We start from the raw sequence: 15,097 nt of genomic DNA on the forward strand, positions 1-15,097 counted from the left end.
TCTGTGCCTCATCACCCACCAACCGAAGACGCAGGGGAGACGAACATGGGACGACCAGTCGCACGGCGGCTGCAGGCCGCCGTGGCAACCCTGGCCCTCGCGGCCGCGACCGGAGCAGTGCTGTCGGCGCCCGAGGCGGCGGCGGCAACCGGGAGTGCCACCGGCTACGCGACGCAGAACGGCGGGACCACCGGCGGGGCAGGCGGGCAGACAGTCCGCGCCACCACCGGGACCCAGATCCATGAGGCGCTGTGCGGCCGGGCCGACAGCAGTACCCCGATCGTGATCGAGGTCGAAGGCACGATCAACCACGGCAACACCACCAAGGTGTCCGGCAGCAGCTGCAACACCGCCGCGGGCGTGATCGAGCTCAAGCAGATCAGCAACGTCACGATCGTCGGCGTCGGCAGCGGGGCCGTCTTCGACCAGCTGGGCATCCATCTGCGCGAGGCCAGCAACATCATCATCCAGAACGTGACCGTCCGGAACGTCAAGAAGTCCGGCTCGCCCACGTCCAACGGCGGGGACGCCATCGGCATGGAGTCCGGCGTCCGCAACGTCTGGGTCGACCACACGACCCTGGAGGCGTCGGGCGGGGAGTCGGAGGGGTACGACGGACTCTTCGACATGAAGGCCAACACGCAGTACGTGACGCTCTCCTACAGCATCCTCCGCAACTCCGGCCGCGGCGGTCTCGTGGGGTCCAGCGAGAGCGACCTCTCCAACGGCTTCATCACCTACCACCACAACCTGTACGAGAACATCGACTCCCGTGCGCCCCTGCTGCGCGGCGGCATCGCCCACATCTACAACAACCACTACGTGAAGCTCAACGAGTCCGGAATCAACTCCCGGGCCGGGGCCCGCGCGAAGGTGGAGAACAACTACTTCGAGGACTCCAAGGACGTCCTCGGCACCTTCTACACCGACCAGGCCGGCTACTGGCAGGTCAGCGGCAACACCCTCGACAACGTCACCTGGTCGAGCCCCGGCGGCACGACCAGGCCCGCGGGCCCCGACATGAAGTCCACCACCACGGTGAACATCCCCTACACCTACCGTGCCGACGCGGCCAGTTGCGTGCCGGACGTGGTGAGCCGCACGGCGGGCGCGGGCAAGGGCCTGAAGGTCTCGGACGGAAACTGCACACCGCAGACTCCCACTCCGACGCCCACCGACCCGACGCCGGGACCGACGGACCCGACTCCCGGGCCGACCGACCCCACCCCGCCCACCGGTACCAACCTCAGCATCGGAGCCGGCTCCGACGGCTCCAGCAAGGCCGCCGGAACGAGCTACGGTGATCTGCGGGACGGCGACCTGAACACCTACTGGTCGCCCGTGGGTCCCACCGGCTCCGCCTCGATCAAGTGGGCCTCCGACACGGCCGTCTCCTCGGTCCGGATCCGTGAGGCGGCGGGCTCCGCGGGCACGGTCAGGACGTGGCGGCTCCTCGACGCGGACACCGGCGCCGTCCTGGCCTCCGGCACCGGTGCGGGGGACATCGCCTTCCCCCGCACCTCCCTGCGGAAGATCACCTTCGAGATCACCGGATCGACCGGCACCCCGAGGATCGCCGAGTTCGAGACCTACGCGGGCTGACCACGCAGGCCGCGCCCACCGTCCACGGCCCGTACCTCCCACGTACCCGGGAGGTGCGGGTCCCGGGCGTCCAGCCAGCGGTCCGGGGTGTGGGCACGGGCCTCGGCCGCGCTGAGCAGGGGGCGGTTCGCGGGGACAATGACGCGGGCTCCCGGGCCGGTGTTGCGGTGCTCGGCGAAGCGCTGGTCCTGCCACGGGAAGCCCGCGGACATGGTGGCGTACGGCTCCCTCGCGTCGATCCCCGGACCGAGCCGGCTGTCGCGGACGGTCAGCATGGGGTGCGCGGTGAGGTCCGAGGAGGGCACCCAGGGGCGGGCGAGCTTGTAGTACGCGTCGGGGGCGGTGCTCGTGACCCGGGAGCGCAGGACCAGGAAGCCGTACGGATTGGCTCCGACGGTGCTCGGCGCGAAGACGTAGCCGTACGGGGCCGAGGACAGGTCGGTGCGGGTGAGCGCGCGGAAGTGGCAGCGGTCGAAGACCGCGGTGGCACGGCCGAAGACGAAGTCGACGTCCCCCTCCACATAGCAGTCACGGTAATACTGGCGGGCGAACGCGGTGACGGCGAGGGAGTCGGCGTACAGGGTGTCCTGGTGGCCGAGGAACCGGCAGCGGTAGAACGCCGACCGGTCCCCCTGGACCTTGATGGCGACGGCCTGCGTGCCGGTGTACTCGGGGTTGTCGGAGCGCAGCCAGTCGTTGGCGAAGGTCAGGTCACGGGCGGTGAACCCGGCCGCCCGGACGGTGACGGACGCCGATCCGCTGGTTCCCAGGGTTCCGGAGCCGTCGGGCCTGGGTGTGCCCGCCGCGTTGTCGTACACGAGCACGGTGTCCCGGGCGTCGCCGTTCGCACCGATCAAGGTGAGCCCTTCGTGGGCGGGGCCGATCAGCACCGTCGCGCGGTACACACCGGGGGCGATCACGAGCGTGCGTCCGGTGCCGGTCGCCGCGTCGACGGCGGACTGTACGTCGGTGTGGTCGCCGCGGCCGTGCGCGTCGACGTAGAGCGTGCGCGGGTCCAGGCGCCGGGCGGGTGAGCCGTAGCGCCCGAACGGGCGGGGGTCCGCGGCCCCGGCGTGGGCGGCGGTCGAGCCGAGGCAGAGGGCGGTACCGGCTCCGGCGAGCAGCGAGAGGGCGGTACGCCTGCTGGGCAGGGAAGGTCCACTGGGCATGACGGGGCTCCTCGGGGTGGGCGGCGAAAGGCCGGAGCGGCGCTCTCCGGGGTGGTGGAAAGCATGCGGTGCCGCTCCGGCCGGTTCAGGGAAGTCGGATTGAGGGGGAAGGGTGCCTGACGGCGGCGGTCGCCCGGGTGTGCGTACGGTCGGGGACGGGCTCTCAGCGGCCGGTCACGCTCGCCCTGCCCGCTCCCGCCTTGAGCGCCACGAGCAGCGGCACGGCGAGCGGGTGGTGGACCGCCGTCCGCAGGCGGGGCGTCCAGCCGGCGCCCTCGGTGAGGTGCTCGCCCGGCACCCCCGCGTTGTGCACGGCGACCAGGTCGGTCTTCCGCCCGTCCACGTAGTTGTTTTTCGCCGTGAGGGACGACTCCGACCACTTCTTCAGGATCGTCGCGGGGTCCACGCCCCGCGCCAGGGTGAACGCGTTGTGCTCGGTGACCAGTTGCGACTCCGCGCCGATGCCGTACGTGTATCCGTAGGCGCTTCCCCTCGTCGCCACGAAGTGGTTGTTGTACGAGTCGACCTGGCCGAACCGCACGCGCGGGGCCCGCTCCTTGACGTCCTTGAAGAGGTTGTGATGGAGCGTGACGCGGAGCTTGCCCCGGTCGGTGGCGCCGGCACCGTCGCTGTTGCCGATGAGCATGGTCTTGTCGTGGTCCTTGAGGATGTTCCACGAGACGGTGACCAGGTCAGCGCCGCGCACGATGTCGAAAAGGCCGTCGTGCTGCTGGTAGACCTGGCCGAAGTAGTGGGGCTGGTCCGCGTCGGGGCGGTCGCCGTCGCTGAAGGTGTTGTGGTCGACCCAGACGTGGCGGGATCCGTACACGACGAGGTTGTCGTACTCGGAGTTCCAGGCGCCTTCGGCCCCGTCCGTGGGGTCCCACTGGGGAAAGCAGTCGTAGGTGTCCTCGAAGCCGATGTTGCGGATGATGACGTTGGAGACGTCCCGCACCTGGAGCGAGGCCCCGATGACCTTCGGATTCTTCCCCACCCCGACCAGGGTGGTGTTGGAGGGGACCTTGATCGTGACGGCGGCCGCCTGCAGCTTCGCGGAGGCGGCGCGGGCCTCCTCCAGCGGACCCGAGGGGACCGCGTCCCGGCCCCAGACCTCGGGATCGTAGGCGGCGAGGTACTTCTCCAGCGTGTATCCGCCGGTCTGGTACTGCTCGCAGCCGATCGGCGTGCCGTTGACGTCGGAGTTGCCGTGCACGGTCCCGGAAATCCTGACGATCTTCGGGGCGTCGCCCGCCGCCGCGAAGGCGGCGATCAGTTCGGCCCGGTTGGTCACCGTGTAGACATGGTCGGGCGTGGCGTTCGCGCCACCCGTGGTGGAGCCCTCGGCGGCGGCCCAGCCGTCTCCGGCGGGCAGTACGGCGCGCTCGACGCCGTGGCCGGGGTGGCGCGGGTGCGCGGTGGCCTGAGCCGGGGCGCAGAGAGCGAGGGCCAGGGAGGTGCAGCCCAGGGTCACGGCGATGGCGCGGGTATGACGCTTGCGTGCGGGCATGGCGAATCCTTCGGTGTCGTCGGAAAGAGGAAGCAGAGGAAGCAGAGGAAGCAGAGGAAGAAGAGGAGGAGGGAGAGAGGAGAGGAGAAGAGAAGGGGGAGGGGGGTGCCTCAGACCTGCCCGGCCCAGGTGATCCACTCCTCCGGGACCCGGTCGTCCAGACGGCGGAGGTCCCGCGCGGCGAGCACGTCCTCGCCCAGCAGCGCCCGTGCGGTCAGCCGGGCCACCTCGATGGCGCCCACCGGCCTGAAGTGGGTGTTGTCCTGGGCGCCGTCGGGGTAGTTGGGTGAGTCGCCGGGATCCAGCCACAGGAAGCAGGTCTCGGTACCGTCCGGCCCCAGCTCCTGCCAGCGGGCGAGCGAGAGCGCCTGGACGTCGACCAGCGGAACGTTCTCCTCGGCGGCCAGGGCGCGCATCGCCGCCGGGTACGCGCCGAGCGTGGGCCGGGCGGTGCCGTCGGCGGCGAACCGGCGGCGCTCGACCGAGGTGACGAGCACCGGCCGCGCCCGTCGTGCGCGGACGCCCTGCACGTACTGACGCAGGTACTCCTGATAGGTGGTGTACGGGTCCGTGCCGCGGGCCGGGTCCTCGGTCTTCTGGTCGTTGTGGCCGAACTGGACGAGGACGAGATCGTCGGGCTGCACACCGGCCAGGAGCGCGGCGAGGCGGCCCTCGTCGATGAAGCTCTTCGAACTGCGGCCGTTCACCGCGTGGTTGGCGACCCGGAGCCGACCGGCGAGGAAGAAGGGAAGCGCCATGCCCCAGCCCGTCTCGGGCGCGGCTTCGGCGTGTTTCGGGGCGGCCGTGGAGTCACCGGCGATGTGGAGCGTACGGGGCCGGGGTCTGCCGCCCCCGCCCCCGCCGCCGTGTGCGAGCGCGGGGGTGGCGGTGAGGGCGAGGGCCGGGCCGAGGGGCAGGGTGAGCAGTGCGGTCGCGGTCTGTCTGCGGGTGAGTGACACGGAGGGCTGCCTCTCTCGGGGTGCGTACGGGCGTGGGAGAGGGGCCGGCGGCGGAGCGTGACCCGGACCGCCGCCGGTCCCCCTGGTCGGAGCCGGAAGGGTGGGGGCGGCCGGATCAGCCGTTGCCGATCTCCTTCCACTCCTTGTTGGCGGCGTTCAGCTCCTCGGCCATCTCATCCAGGAACGCCTTGGCCGTGATCTTGCCGAGCAGCAGCTTCTGGAACTCCGGCTCGTTGTCCGCCTTGCTGATGTTGTTCCAGTCCGGCAGGTAGTACGGCAGGTCGACGATCTTCGTGGAGCCGTCGGTGAGGGTTTTCGCGGCCAGCGCGGTCGACTCGGTCTCGTTGATCCACGGGTCCTTCGCCGCTTCGGTGTTGGCGGGGATGGCGCCCGCCGACTCGTTCCATTTGCTGTTGGACGCGTGGGAGGCCGCGAACTCGATGAACTTCCACGCCGCGGTCTTGTTCCGGCTCGACCGGAAGAGGCCGAGGCCGTCGACGGGGTTGGAGACCTGTACCCGGGTGCCGCCGTCCCCGATGGGCGCGGGTATGCCCGCGAACTTGTCCTCGCCGAGGGCCTTGAGGTGGTCCTGGTAGGAGCCGAGGTTGTGGCTCAGCATGCCGATCGTGCCGGTGTCCCACTGGGCCACCATCTTGGTGAAGTCGTTGTTGACGTCGGCGGCGGGCGTGGTCTTCTTGAAGAGCCCGGCGTACTTCTCCAGGGCGGCGACGTTCTTCGGGTCGTTGAGCGTCGTTTTGTCGCCGTCCCAGAACTCGGTGATGCCGGACTGTCCGTAGATCGCGTCCAGGGCCTGCGCGATGGAGCCGGCGCCGCCGCGGATCGTGTAGCCGAACTTGTTGTTCTTCGCGTCGGTCAGCTTCTCGGCCGCCGTGTAGAAGTTCGCCCAGGTGTCGGGGGCCTTCAGACCGGCCTGCTCGAACAGGTCGGTGCGGTACCAGAGCACACCGTTGTTCGCGGAGGTCGGTACGGAGTAGATGTCGTCGCCCCGGCCGGCCGCCGCGCGGACGCTCTGGACCATGGACTCGACCAGCTTGCCTTTCAGTGCGGACTTCTCCAGCCGGTCGTTGACCGGCTCCAGGGCTTCCTGGGAGACCATGTTGGCCAGATACGCCGTACCGACACCGCCGACGTCGGGCAGCCCGCCGCCCGCGATCGCGGTGTCGTACTTGGACTGGACGTCGGCGATCGGGATCGGGACGTACTTGACCTTGATGTCCGGGTGCTGCTTCTCGAAGTCCTTGATGATCTCGGTCCAGACAGCGGTGCGCGGACCGCCGTTGTTGTCCCAGAAGGTGATCTCGCCCTTTCCGCTGCCCTCCGTGCCGGAGCCGCTGCCGTCGTCGCCGCACGCGGTGGCCGTCAGCGCGAGCACCGCCGCGATGGAGACCGTGGCCGCGGTACGTCCCCGCTGTGTCTTCGAAATGGTCATCGTCGGCTCTCTTCCGTCTGGTGATGGGGGTGTGATGGGTCCGTACACGCGTACTTCTGCGGGGGGTTGGGACCGGTGGCGCGAAAAGCTGTGAAGCGGGCCGTTCCGGCGGGGCCCGTCCCGTCCGGCGCGGTGGCGAAGAGCCCGAGGAGCGCCCCGACCCAGCGCCAGGGGGTGGCGGCGAAGACCTGGCCCGAGGGCCGGAACCCGTCGCCGGTGTCGGCGGAGAAGCGACAGCGGGCCCCCGCCGTCACCTCGACGCGCAGCCTGGCCCGCCCGCCGGGGGACGCACGGGGCTCGGCCGCGTCCCGTTCGTGTGCGGCGACGCCCTCGGCGAAGCGGTGGACGAGCCGAGGCGTGCCGTCCGCCGCGACCGCGAGGCCGATCCAGCTGAAGGCGTCGCCCACCACGGCGAGTCCGGCCTTGGAGCCCGGTTCGCCACTGTCCAGCGCGAGGTCCACCTCGACGGTGAACGTTTCGGCCGGCAGCCGCTGGACCAGGATGCTGGGCAGCAGCCGCAGGTCGTGCTCGTACGCGGTCCGCACGCAGGTGAGCCGCAGCCCTTCCCCGCTGTGCCGGGTGGTCCAGTCGGGGCGCGGGTTGGCCGTCCACTGCCACTGGGCGCCGGGACGGCCGCCGGGGAAGTCGTCGTCGACGGCGGGCGCCGCCACCGGCTGGGCGGGGGCGACGGGTCTGGTGTGCCGGAGCACGGGCTCGCCCCCGTCGCCGATGACGGGCCAGCCCTCGGCGTCCCAGCGCATCGGCTGGAGGTGGACGACCCGCCCGTACGCCCCCCGGGCCTGGAAGTGGAGGAACCAGTCCTCGCCCGCGGAGGTGTGCACCCAGCCGCCCTGGTGGGGGCCGTTGACGTCGGTGCGGCCCTGGGAGAGGACGACGCGTTCCTCGTACGGGCCGAAGAAGTCCCGGGAACGGAACGCGCCCTGCCAGCCGGTCTCGACACCACCGGCCGGCGCGAGGATCCAGAAGTAGCCGTCGCGCCGGTAGAGCTTGGGGCCTTCGAGGGTGAACCAGCCCGGTATCCGGTCGGCGTCCACCAACGTCGAGCCCTCGTCGAGGAGTTCACGGCCGTCGGGGCTCATCCGGTGGCCGGTGAGCCGGTTCTTGACGCCGGAGCGGGACTTGGCCCACGCGTGGACGAGATAGGCCTCGCCGGTCTCCTCGTCCCACAGCGGGCAGGCGTCGATGAAACCCTTGCCCGCCTTGAGCAGATGCGGGGCGCTCCAAGGGCCCTCGACACGGGGAGCGTTGATCTGCTGGATACCGTGGTCGGGGTCGCCCCAGAAGATCCAGAAGCGTCCGCCGTGGTGGCGCAGCGAGGGGGCCCAGACCCCGCGGTCATGGCGTGGGGCGGCGAACTCCGCGGCGGGTTCGAGGCGGCCCAGCGCGTGCCCGACGGCGGTCCAGTTGACCAGGTCGCGGGAGTGCAGGAGCGGCAGCCCGGGGGACCGGCCGAAGCTGGACGCGGTGAGGTAGTAGTCGTCGCCCACACGGACGACGTCGGGGTCGGACCAGTCGGCGTTCAGGACCGGGTTGCGGTACGTCCCGTCACCGAGGTCGGAGGTCCAGGGCCGGCTCACCGGGCCACCGCCTCGCGCGCGTACCGGGCGGCGGTCTCCCGGTCCGGGCTGCCGTCCACGACGACGGTGATGATCCGGCGCACGACCGAGGCCCCGGCGGGGACGGGCAGCCGCTCGTGCGCCGCCAGGCTGGAGCCGACCCCCGGATACTCGGAGGTTCGCACGAACCACGGGTCGCGCCGGGTCTCCTCGGTAGCCCCCACGAACACGAGCGTCCAGCCGTCCCCGGCCAGGGCCAGCCAGTCGGCGGTGCGGCCGTGGACCTCGCTCTCGCCCTCGTGCGTGGCGCTGAACACGGTGGGCGGTTCGGCCTCCTTGGGGGCCCGCCAGAAGAAGCCGCCGTACCCCGCGCCCGGGCGGCCGTTGGTCGCGGGGCTCCCGATGGAGAGGTCCCTGTCCCCGGGGTTGGTGAGCACGAAGGCGAGGTCCAGCTCCCAGGCGGTGCCGGAGGTCCGGGTGGCCGACAGGGTGCGGTGCTCGCGCAGGAGCTCGACGCCGGCGGCTTCCCAGCCGAGCTCCTGGGTGAAGCCGTTCGGGCTGCGCTGCGGCCGGGCCAGGTGGCGCTGGACGCCGTGGTTGTCGAGCGCGGTGGGCCCTTGGCCCCGTACGAAGGTGCGCCCTCCCCAGAAGTTGTACCCGGCGACGTCGGGGACCGCGACGGAGACACCGAGGTGGTGGAGGTGGTCGGCGGGGCGCTCCTCGGTGACGGTGATCCCGCCGAGGGTGGTGACGGGGTGGAGGCGGGGACGGCCTTCCGCCCCCGGCGCGTAACCGTAGTGGGCGACGGTGTCGTCGCCGCAGGCGAGGGTGGCCGGAAGGTCGGGGAACGGGTCCGTGGCGTGCTGGGTCACGAGGCGGCCGCCTCGCCCACCCGGGCCCAGGGGGCGCCGAGTTCGGAGAAGAGGCTGAGGGACTCGGCCCCGGCGGCGACCAGGGAGTCGATGCCGGGCACGACCCGCCGCGCCCCGCCGTCCGGCCCGTCGTGCCGGGTCTCCCAGGCGCGGTCGGGCAGCGGGGCGGGCTCGGGGGCGGTGCGTACGGCCTCGACGACGCGCATGAACGCCCCCGTGGACGCGGGCGGCACCAGCAGCGGTGTGCCGTGCTCCAGGTGGTCGAGAAGGTTCTCCAGGAGATCGGTCCGCCCGTGGACGGTCTCCTCGGGACCCCGTCCGGCGCGCTGCACCAGGACGCGGTCCTGCTTGTACCAGAAGGTGATCCGGCCCTTCTCGCCGTGCACGATGACGTACGGCTCCCCGGCGCGCTCGGCGCACAGGGTGACGGCGACGGTGACGCGCGGCCCCCCGGCGGTGGTGACGCGGACGCTGCTGGTGTCGTCCGCCTCGATGGCGTTCGCCCGGAACAGTTCCGTCTCGATGGAGACGACCTCCTCGGACCGGCCCCGGCAGGCCAGTTCGAGGGCGGTGGCCACGGCGTGCGCCAGCGGATTGGTGAGGACGCCGTCGATCACGTCGGTGGTGCCGATCCTGCGCCGCCCGGCCCAGGGCGCCCGCCGGAAATAGGCGTCGTCGCGGACCCACGCCCCGGCGGCCCCGAACCCGGTGACGTTCCCGATGGCTCCGGAGGTCACCAGCTCGCGGATGGCGGGCAGGGCGTGGGACCCGAAGGACTGGAACCCCACCTGGCAGGCGATGCCCGCTCGCTCGACGCCTTCGGCCATCCGCGCGTAGTCGGCCCAGCCGGCCGCGGGCGGCTTCTCCAGCAGCAGGTGGACGCCCCGGGCGGCGGCGGCGAGGGCCAGCTCGGTATGGGTCTGGATCGGGGTGCAGATGATGGCCGCCCGTGCTCCGGTGACGTCCAGGAGCGCCCCGAAGTCGTCGGACTGCTCGGGCGACTCGTCGGCGCCGAAGCCGGAGGCGGCGAGTTCACCAGCGGACAGCGGCTCCAGCTCGCAGATGCCGGCCAGCCTCACCCGGCCCTGGTGCTGGAGGCGGCGCACATTGGCGAGATGCCACCGGCCGTGGCCCCGGGCGCCGGCGAGGACGACGGGCACGGGGGCGGTCGGGACGAGGGGCACGCAGGGGGCCGGGTTCGCGGAGGCGGTCACTTTCCTCATCCCTTCACCGCGCCGGCGCTGAAGCCCGTGATGAGCCACTTCTGGATGAAGGCGAAGACGATCACCACGGGGACGGCCGCGATGACACCGCCCGCCGCGAGAGCGCCCAGGTCGACGCTGTCCGCGCCGATCAGCGTGTTGAGACCGACCGGGATCGTCTGCTTGTCCTGCTCGCTCAGGAACATCAGGGCGAACAGGAAGTGGTTCCAGCTGTGCACGAACGCGAAGGAGCCGACGGCGATCAGCCCGGGGCGCAGGAGCGGCAGGACGACGGTGCGGAAGGCGGTGAAGCGTGAGCAGCCATCGACCCAGGCGGCCTCCTCCAGGGAGACGGGGACGTTCTTGATGAAGCCGCTGATCAGGATGATCGACAGCGGGAGCTGGAACACCGTCTCCGCGATGACGACGCTGCCCAGCGAATTGATCATCTGGAGGTTCCGGAAGATCTCGAAGAGCGGCACGAGCATCAGGGCGCCCGGGATGAACTGAGAACAGAGCAACGCGAGCATGAACGCGCCCTTGATCCTGAAGTCGAACCGGGCCAGGGCGTAGCCTCCGGCCAGGGCCACCAGGGTCGTGGCGACGAGTGTCGCGACGCCGACGATCATGCTGTTCTGGAAGAAGACGGCGAAGCTCCGCTCGTTCCAGACCTTGGAGAAGTGCGCTCCGGTCATCGGCCACGGCACCAGCGACGTGGAACCGGCGGGCCGGACGGCGAAGAGCAGCATCCAGTAGAACGGGATGAGCGTGAAGAGCAGGTACAGGCCGAGCGGCAGGTAGATCTGCCAGCGCGGTACGTCGTCGAAGGCGCGCTCCCGCCCGGGGCGGCGGCGCGGCGAGGACGGCGGGGAGCCGGGGGCGGAGGACCGCCGAGCGGATCCCTTCTTCTCGGCGAGCAGGGCGGTCACGTGCGGTCGCCTCCGAACTTGCTCAGGCGCAGATAGACGATCGAACAGAAGAGGAGGATCACGAAGGCGACGGTGGTGAGCGCGGAGGCGTACCCGAAGTCGTGGCCCTCGATCCCGGTGTTCGCCACGTAGAGGGGCAGGGTGGTGGTCTCACCGGCCGGCCCGCCGCCGGTGAGGGTGTAGAGCAGGTCGACGTTGTTGAACTCCCAGACACCGCGCAACAGGGTGGCGAGGATGATCGCGTCCCGCAGGTGGGGCAGCGTGATGTGGAAGAACTGCCGCAGCCGGCCCGCGCCGTCGACCGACGCCGCCTCGTACAACTCCTTCGAGACGGACTGGAGGTCGGCGAGGATGAGAATCGCGAAGAAGGGGACCCCGCGCCAGAGTTCGGTGACGGTGGCCGCCCAGAAGACGGTTCCGGTGTCCGAGAGCACCGACGTGCCGTACTCGCCGATCCCGGCGTCCGCCAGGTAGCGGCTGAAGCCGGTCGAGGAGTTGTAGAGCAGGATCCAGATCGTGCTGGTCAGCACACCGGAGACGGCCCAGGGCGAGAAGACCATGGCCCGGGACAGGCCGCGCCCGACGAAGGTCTGGTTGACGATCAGGGCGAGCGCCAGGCCGAGCAGAAGCTGCAGCGTGACCTGGGTGAAGACCCACTGGGCGCTGAACCCGAGCGTCGGCCAGAACTGGTCGTCCTCGGTGAAGACGCGCCGGAAGTTGTCGAGCCCGGCGAAGCCGTTCCGCCACGGCTTGGTCACGTTGTAGTTCTGCAGGCTGTAGTAGAAGACGCTGAGCACCGGGTAGGCGATGAAGCCCAGCATCAGCAGCCCCGCGGGCGCGATCAGCAGATACGGCAGGCGGCGGGGGCTCGCCCGGCGGCGCCGGGACTCTTTGGGCGGCGGTGTGGCCACGGCTGCGGTTGGGGCCATGACGCGTCTCCGATCTCTGGGAGGTGCTGGATGCGCTGGACGTTCGGGCCTGTCGGCCGCTGGTGTGAAAGCGCTTGCTGTCAGGGGCTGGAGCGGCCCGGGGAGTGAGGTGCACAAGGGTTCCCTCCGGCTCCACCCGCGTACGGTCGCGGAGCCCGCGTACGGTCACGGCGCCGCGCGCGGACCGGTCAGCGGCCCCGGTTCATCCCGCGTACGGGTCGGGGACCTCTCCCTCCCGGGCCAGGAACGCGAAGTCGCATCCGGTGTCGGCCTGGGTGATCTGGTCCTGGTACAGCGCCCCGTAGCCACGGCCGTAGCGGGCGGGCGGCGGGGACCAGGCGGCCCTGCGCCGCTCCAGTTCCTCGTCGTCGATGTCGAGGCGCAGGAGCCGGGCCTCGACGTCGAGGGTGATGAGGTCGCCGGTGCGGACCAGGGCGAGCGGCCCGCCGACGAACGACTCGGGTGCGATGTGCAGGACGCACGCCCCGTAACTGGTGCCGCTCATCCGCGCGTCGGAGATCCGCACCATGTCCCGCACACCTTGCTTCAGCAGGTAGTCGGGGATCGGCAGCATGCCGTACTCGGGCATGCCGGGGCCGCCCTGGGGCCCGGCGTTGCGCAGTACGAGCACGTGGTCCGCGGTGAGGGCGAGGGCCGGGTCGTTGATCGTGCGCTGGAGCTCCCGGTAGTCGTCGAAGACGATGGCGGGCCCGGTGTGGCGCAGCAGGCGGGGCTCGGCGGCGATGTGCTTGATGACGGCCCCGTCGGGACAGAGGTTGCCGCGCAGCACCGCGACCCCGCCTTCCCCGGCCAGCGGGTCGGAGCGCTCGCGGATGACGTCGCTGTTGTGGACGGGGGCCCCGTCGAGCTGTTCGCGCAGGGTGGCGTGCGCGACCGTGGGCCGGTCCAGATGCAGTACGTCGGTGAGCCGCCCGAGGAAGCCGGGCAGGCCGCCGGCGAAGTGGAAGTCCTCCATCAGGTACCGCCCGCCGGGACGGAGGTCGGCGAGGACCGGCACCGTGCGGGCGATCCGGTCGAAGTCGTCCAGGGTGAGCTTCACGCCGGACCGGCCCGCCATCGCGATCAGGTGGATCACGGCATTGGTGGAGCCGCCGAGCGCGAGAACGGTGGCGACGGCGTCCTCGTACGCCTCCGGCGTCAGGATCTGCGACAACGTCACCCGCCGCAGGACGAGGTCGACGATCCGCAGCCCCGAAGCCGCGGCCATCCGCTCGTGCCCGGAGTCGACGGCCGGTATGGACGAGGCACCCGGCAGGGTGACGCCCAGCACCTCGGCGGCGGCCGTCAGGGTGGAGGCGGTGCCCATCGTCATGCAGTGCCCGGGGGAGCGGGCCAGGCCGTTCTCCAGCTCGGCCATCTCGCAGTCGCCGATGATTCCGGCCCGCCGCTCGTCCCAGTACCTCCACATGTCCGTGCCGGAGCCGAGGACCTCGTTGCGCCAGTGCCCGGGCAGCATCGGCCCGGCGGGCACGAAGACCGTCGGCAGGTCCACGGAGGCGGCGCCCATCAGCAGCGCGGGCGTCGACTTGTCGCAGCCGCCCAGCAGCACGGCCCCGTCGACGGGATAGGAGCGCAGCAGCTCCTCCGTCTCCATCGCCAGCAGGTTGCGGTAGAGCATCGGGGTCGGCTTCTGGAAGGTCTCCGAGAGGGTGGAGACCGGGAATTCCAGCGGGAACCCGCCCGCCTGCCAGACCCCCCGCTTGACCGCCTGCGCCCGGTCCCGCAGATGGGTGTGGCACGGGTTGATGTCGGACCAGGTGTTGAGCACCGCGATGACCGGCTTGCCGAGGTGCTCCTCGGGGAGGTAGCCGAGCTGACGGGCGCGGGCCCGGTGGCTGAAGGACCGCAGCCCGTCGGTGCCGAACCACCGGTGGCTGCGCAGTTCCTCGGGCGCGATCCGGCCGGCTCCCGGGCCCCGGGTGGACGCGTCGTTCACAGCGACCACGCGGCTGTCAGTCCGGCTACCTCGGCGCGCCGGGCCTCGGGCAGCACCCGGCTCGGAGCGCGTACGTCGCGGCGGCAGAGTCCCAGTGCGGACAGGGCCTCCTTCACGACGGTGACGTTGTCGGCGGACTGCTCCTCGGCGCGGAGCTCCTCGAAGCGGCGGATGCGCTCCCAGACCTTCATCGCCGCCACGTAGTCGCCGGCGCGCAGCGCCTCCAGCATGTCGAGCGAGACGGCCGGGGCGACGTTGACCAGCCCGGAGGTGAAACCGGTGGCGCCGGTGGCGAAGTAGGAGGGGGCGTACAGCTCCGCGAGACCGGCGATCCACACGAACCGCTCCAGACCGGCGTCCCGGGCGAAGGCGCCGAAGCGGGCCGCGTCGGGGACCGCGTATTTCACGCCGACGACGTTGGGGCAGGCGTCGGCGAGTGCGGCCAGCCGCTCACCGGCCAGCCGCGGGCTGCGGATGTAGGGGACGACGCCGAGCTGCGGCACGGCCTCGGCGATCGACCGGTGGTAGTCGACCCATCCCTCCTGCGCGATGTACGGGTGCACCGGCTGGTGCACCATCACCATCGCCGCACCGGCCTCGGCGGCGTGCTCGGCGGCGGCCACCGCGGTCGGCACGTCGTGACCGACGCCCACCAGGACGGTGGCGCGCCCCGCGGCCTCCTCGACGGTCAGTTCGGTGACCAGGCGCCGCTCGTCGGGGGTGAGGGCGTAGAACTCGCCGGTGTTGCCGTTCGGGGTGACGGTGCGGACGCCGCCGTCGAGCAGCCTGCGCACCAGGGCGCGGTGGGTAGCGGTGTCGATACTCCCGTCCTCGGCGAACGGTGTCACCGGGATCGCCACAACGTCTGCGAGGGCCGCCTTCAGCGGAGAGTGGTCCATGCGGACTGGCCTTTCGTCGAGGTGCTGGTGAAGCGTGTCCAGCGG

General features: G+C 71.3%; 12 protein-coding genes. 1 reads left to right on the forward strand and 11 read right to left on the reverse strand.

Annotation, left to right across the window (positions count from 1 at the left end; all coding sequences use genetic code 11):
• Positions 1–45: 45 nt before the first annotated feature.
• Entirely contained in the window at positions 46–1,602 is a 1,557-nt protein-coding gene (locus PSQ21_RS35265) for a pectate lyase family protein (RefSeq protein ID WP_274035546.1), read from the forward strand.
• Here the strand turns inward: PSQ21_RS35265 and PSQ21_RS35270 are convergent.
• The 11 genes from PSQ21_RS35270 to PSQ21_RS35320 form a co-directional block, all read right to left on the reverse strand.
• Positions 1,590–2,753 carry a pectinesterase family protein gene (locus PSQ21_RS35270; RefSeq protein WP_274036102.1) on the reverse strand — a complete coding sequence of 388 codons (1,164 nt, stop codon included), beginning with the start codon at positions 2,751–2,753 and terminating at the stop codon, positions 1,590–1,592. The genes PSQ21_RS35265 and PSQ21_RS35270 overlap by 13 nt on opposite strands.
• 181 nt (positions 2,754–2,934) lie before the next feature.
• Entirely contained in the window at positions 2,935–4,278 is a 1,344-nt protein-coding gene (locus PSQ21_RS35275) for a pectate lyase family protein (RefSeq protein WP_274035547.1), read from the reverse strand.
• A 110-nt stretch (positions 4,279–4,388) separates the two neighbouring features.
• Positions 4,389–5,237, reverse strand: a complete 849-nt coding sequence (locus tag PSQ21_RS35280; protein ID WP_274035548.1) for a rhamnogalacturonan acetylesterase — start codon at positions 5,235–5,237, stop codon at positions 4,389–4,391.
• A gap of 115 nt (positions 5,238–5,352) precedes the next feature.
• The gene (locus PSQ21_RS35285) at positions 5,353–6,687 is read right to left on the reverse strand and encodes an ABC transporter substrate-binding protein (protein WP_274035549.1); all 1,335 of its coding nucleotides are present in this window, start codon (positions 6,685–6,687) and stop codon (positions 5,353–5,355) included.
• On the reverse strand, positions 6,684–8,285 hold the full coding sequence (locus PSQ21_RS35290; RefSeq protein WP_274035550.1) for a glycoside hydrolase family 43 protein: 1,602 nt from the start codon (positions 8,283–8,285) through the stop codon (positions 6,684–6,686). Before PSQ21_RS35290 ends, PSQ21_RS35285 begins: the two co-directional genes overlap by 4 nt.
• A complete protein-coding gene (locus PSQ21_RS35295) occupies positions 8,282–9,136 on the reverse strand; it encodes a PmoA family protein (protein ID WP_274035551.1) in 855 nt (284 codons plus the stop codon). Before PSQ21_RS35295 ends, PSQ21_RS35290 begins: the two co-directional genes overlap by 4 nt.
• Positions 9,133–10,359 (reverse strand): Gfo/Idh/MocA family protein, encoded by a 1,227-nt coding sequence (locus PSQ21_RS35300; RefSeq protein ID WP_274035553.1) that lies wholly within the window; start codon positions 10,357–10,359, stop codon positions 9,133–9,135. The genes PSQ21_RS35295 and PSQ21_RS35300 overlap by 4 nt, the downstream gene beginning before the upstream one ends.
• On the reverse strand, positions 10,356–11,267 hold the full coding sequence (locus PSQ21_RS35305; RefSeq protein WP_274035554.1) for a carbohydrate ABC transporter permease: 912 nt from the start codon (positions 11,265–11,267) through the stop codon (positions 10,356–10,358). The genes PSQ21_RS35300 and PSQ21_RS35305 overlap by 4 nt, the downstream gene beginning before the upstream one ends.
• Positions 11,264–12,196 carry a carbohydrate ABC transporter permease gene (locus PSQ21_RS35310; RefSeq protein WP_274035556.1) on the reverse strand — a complete coding sequence of 311 codons (933 nt, stop codon included), beginning with the start codon at positions 12,194–12,196 and terminating at the stop codon, positions 11,264–11,266. Before PSQ21_RS35310 ends, PSQ21_RS35305 begins: the two co-directional genes overlap by 4 nt.
• A 202-nt stretch (positions 12,197–12,398) precedes the next feature.
• Complete coding sequence (gene araD, locus PSQ21_RS35315; protein WP_274036104.1) at positions 12,399–14,153, reverse strand: L-arabinonate dehydratase; 1,755 nt, start codon at positions 14,151–14,153, stop codon at positions 12,399–12,401.
• On the reverse strand, positions 14,150–15,052 hold the full coding sequence (locus PSQ21_RS35320; RefSeq protein ID WP_274035558.1) for a dihydrodipicolinate synthase family protein: 903 nt from the start codon (positions 15,050–15,052) through the stop codon (positions 14,150–14,152). The genes araD and PSQ21_RS35320 overlap by 4 nt, the downstream gene beginning before the upstream one ends.
• Between the last annotated feature and the right edge of the window lie 45 nt (positions 15,053–15,097).

It is taken from the genome of Streptomyces sp. MMBL 11-1 (assembly GCF_028622875.1).
Classification (GTDB): domain Bacteria; phylum Actinomycetota; class Actinomycetes; order Streptomycetales; family Streptomycetaceae; genus Streptomyces.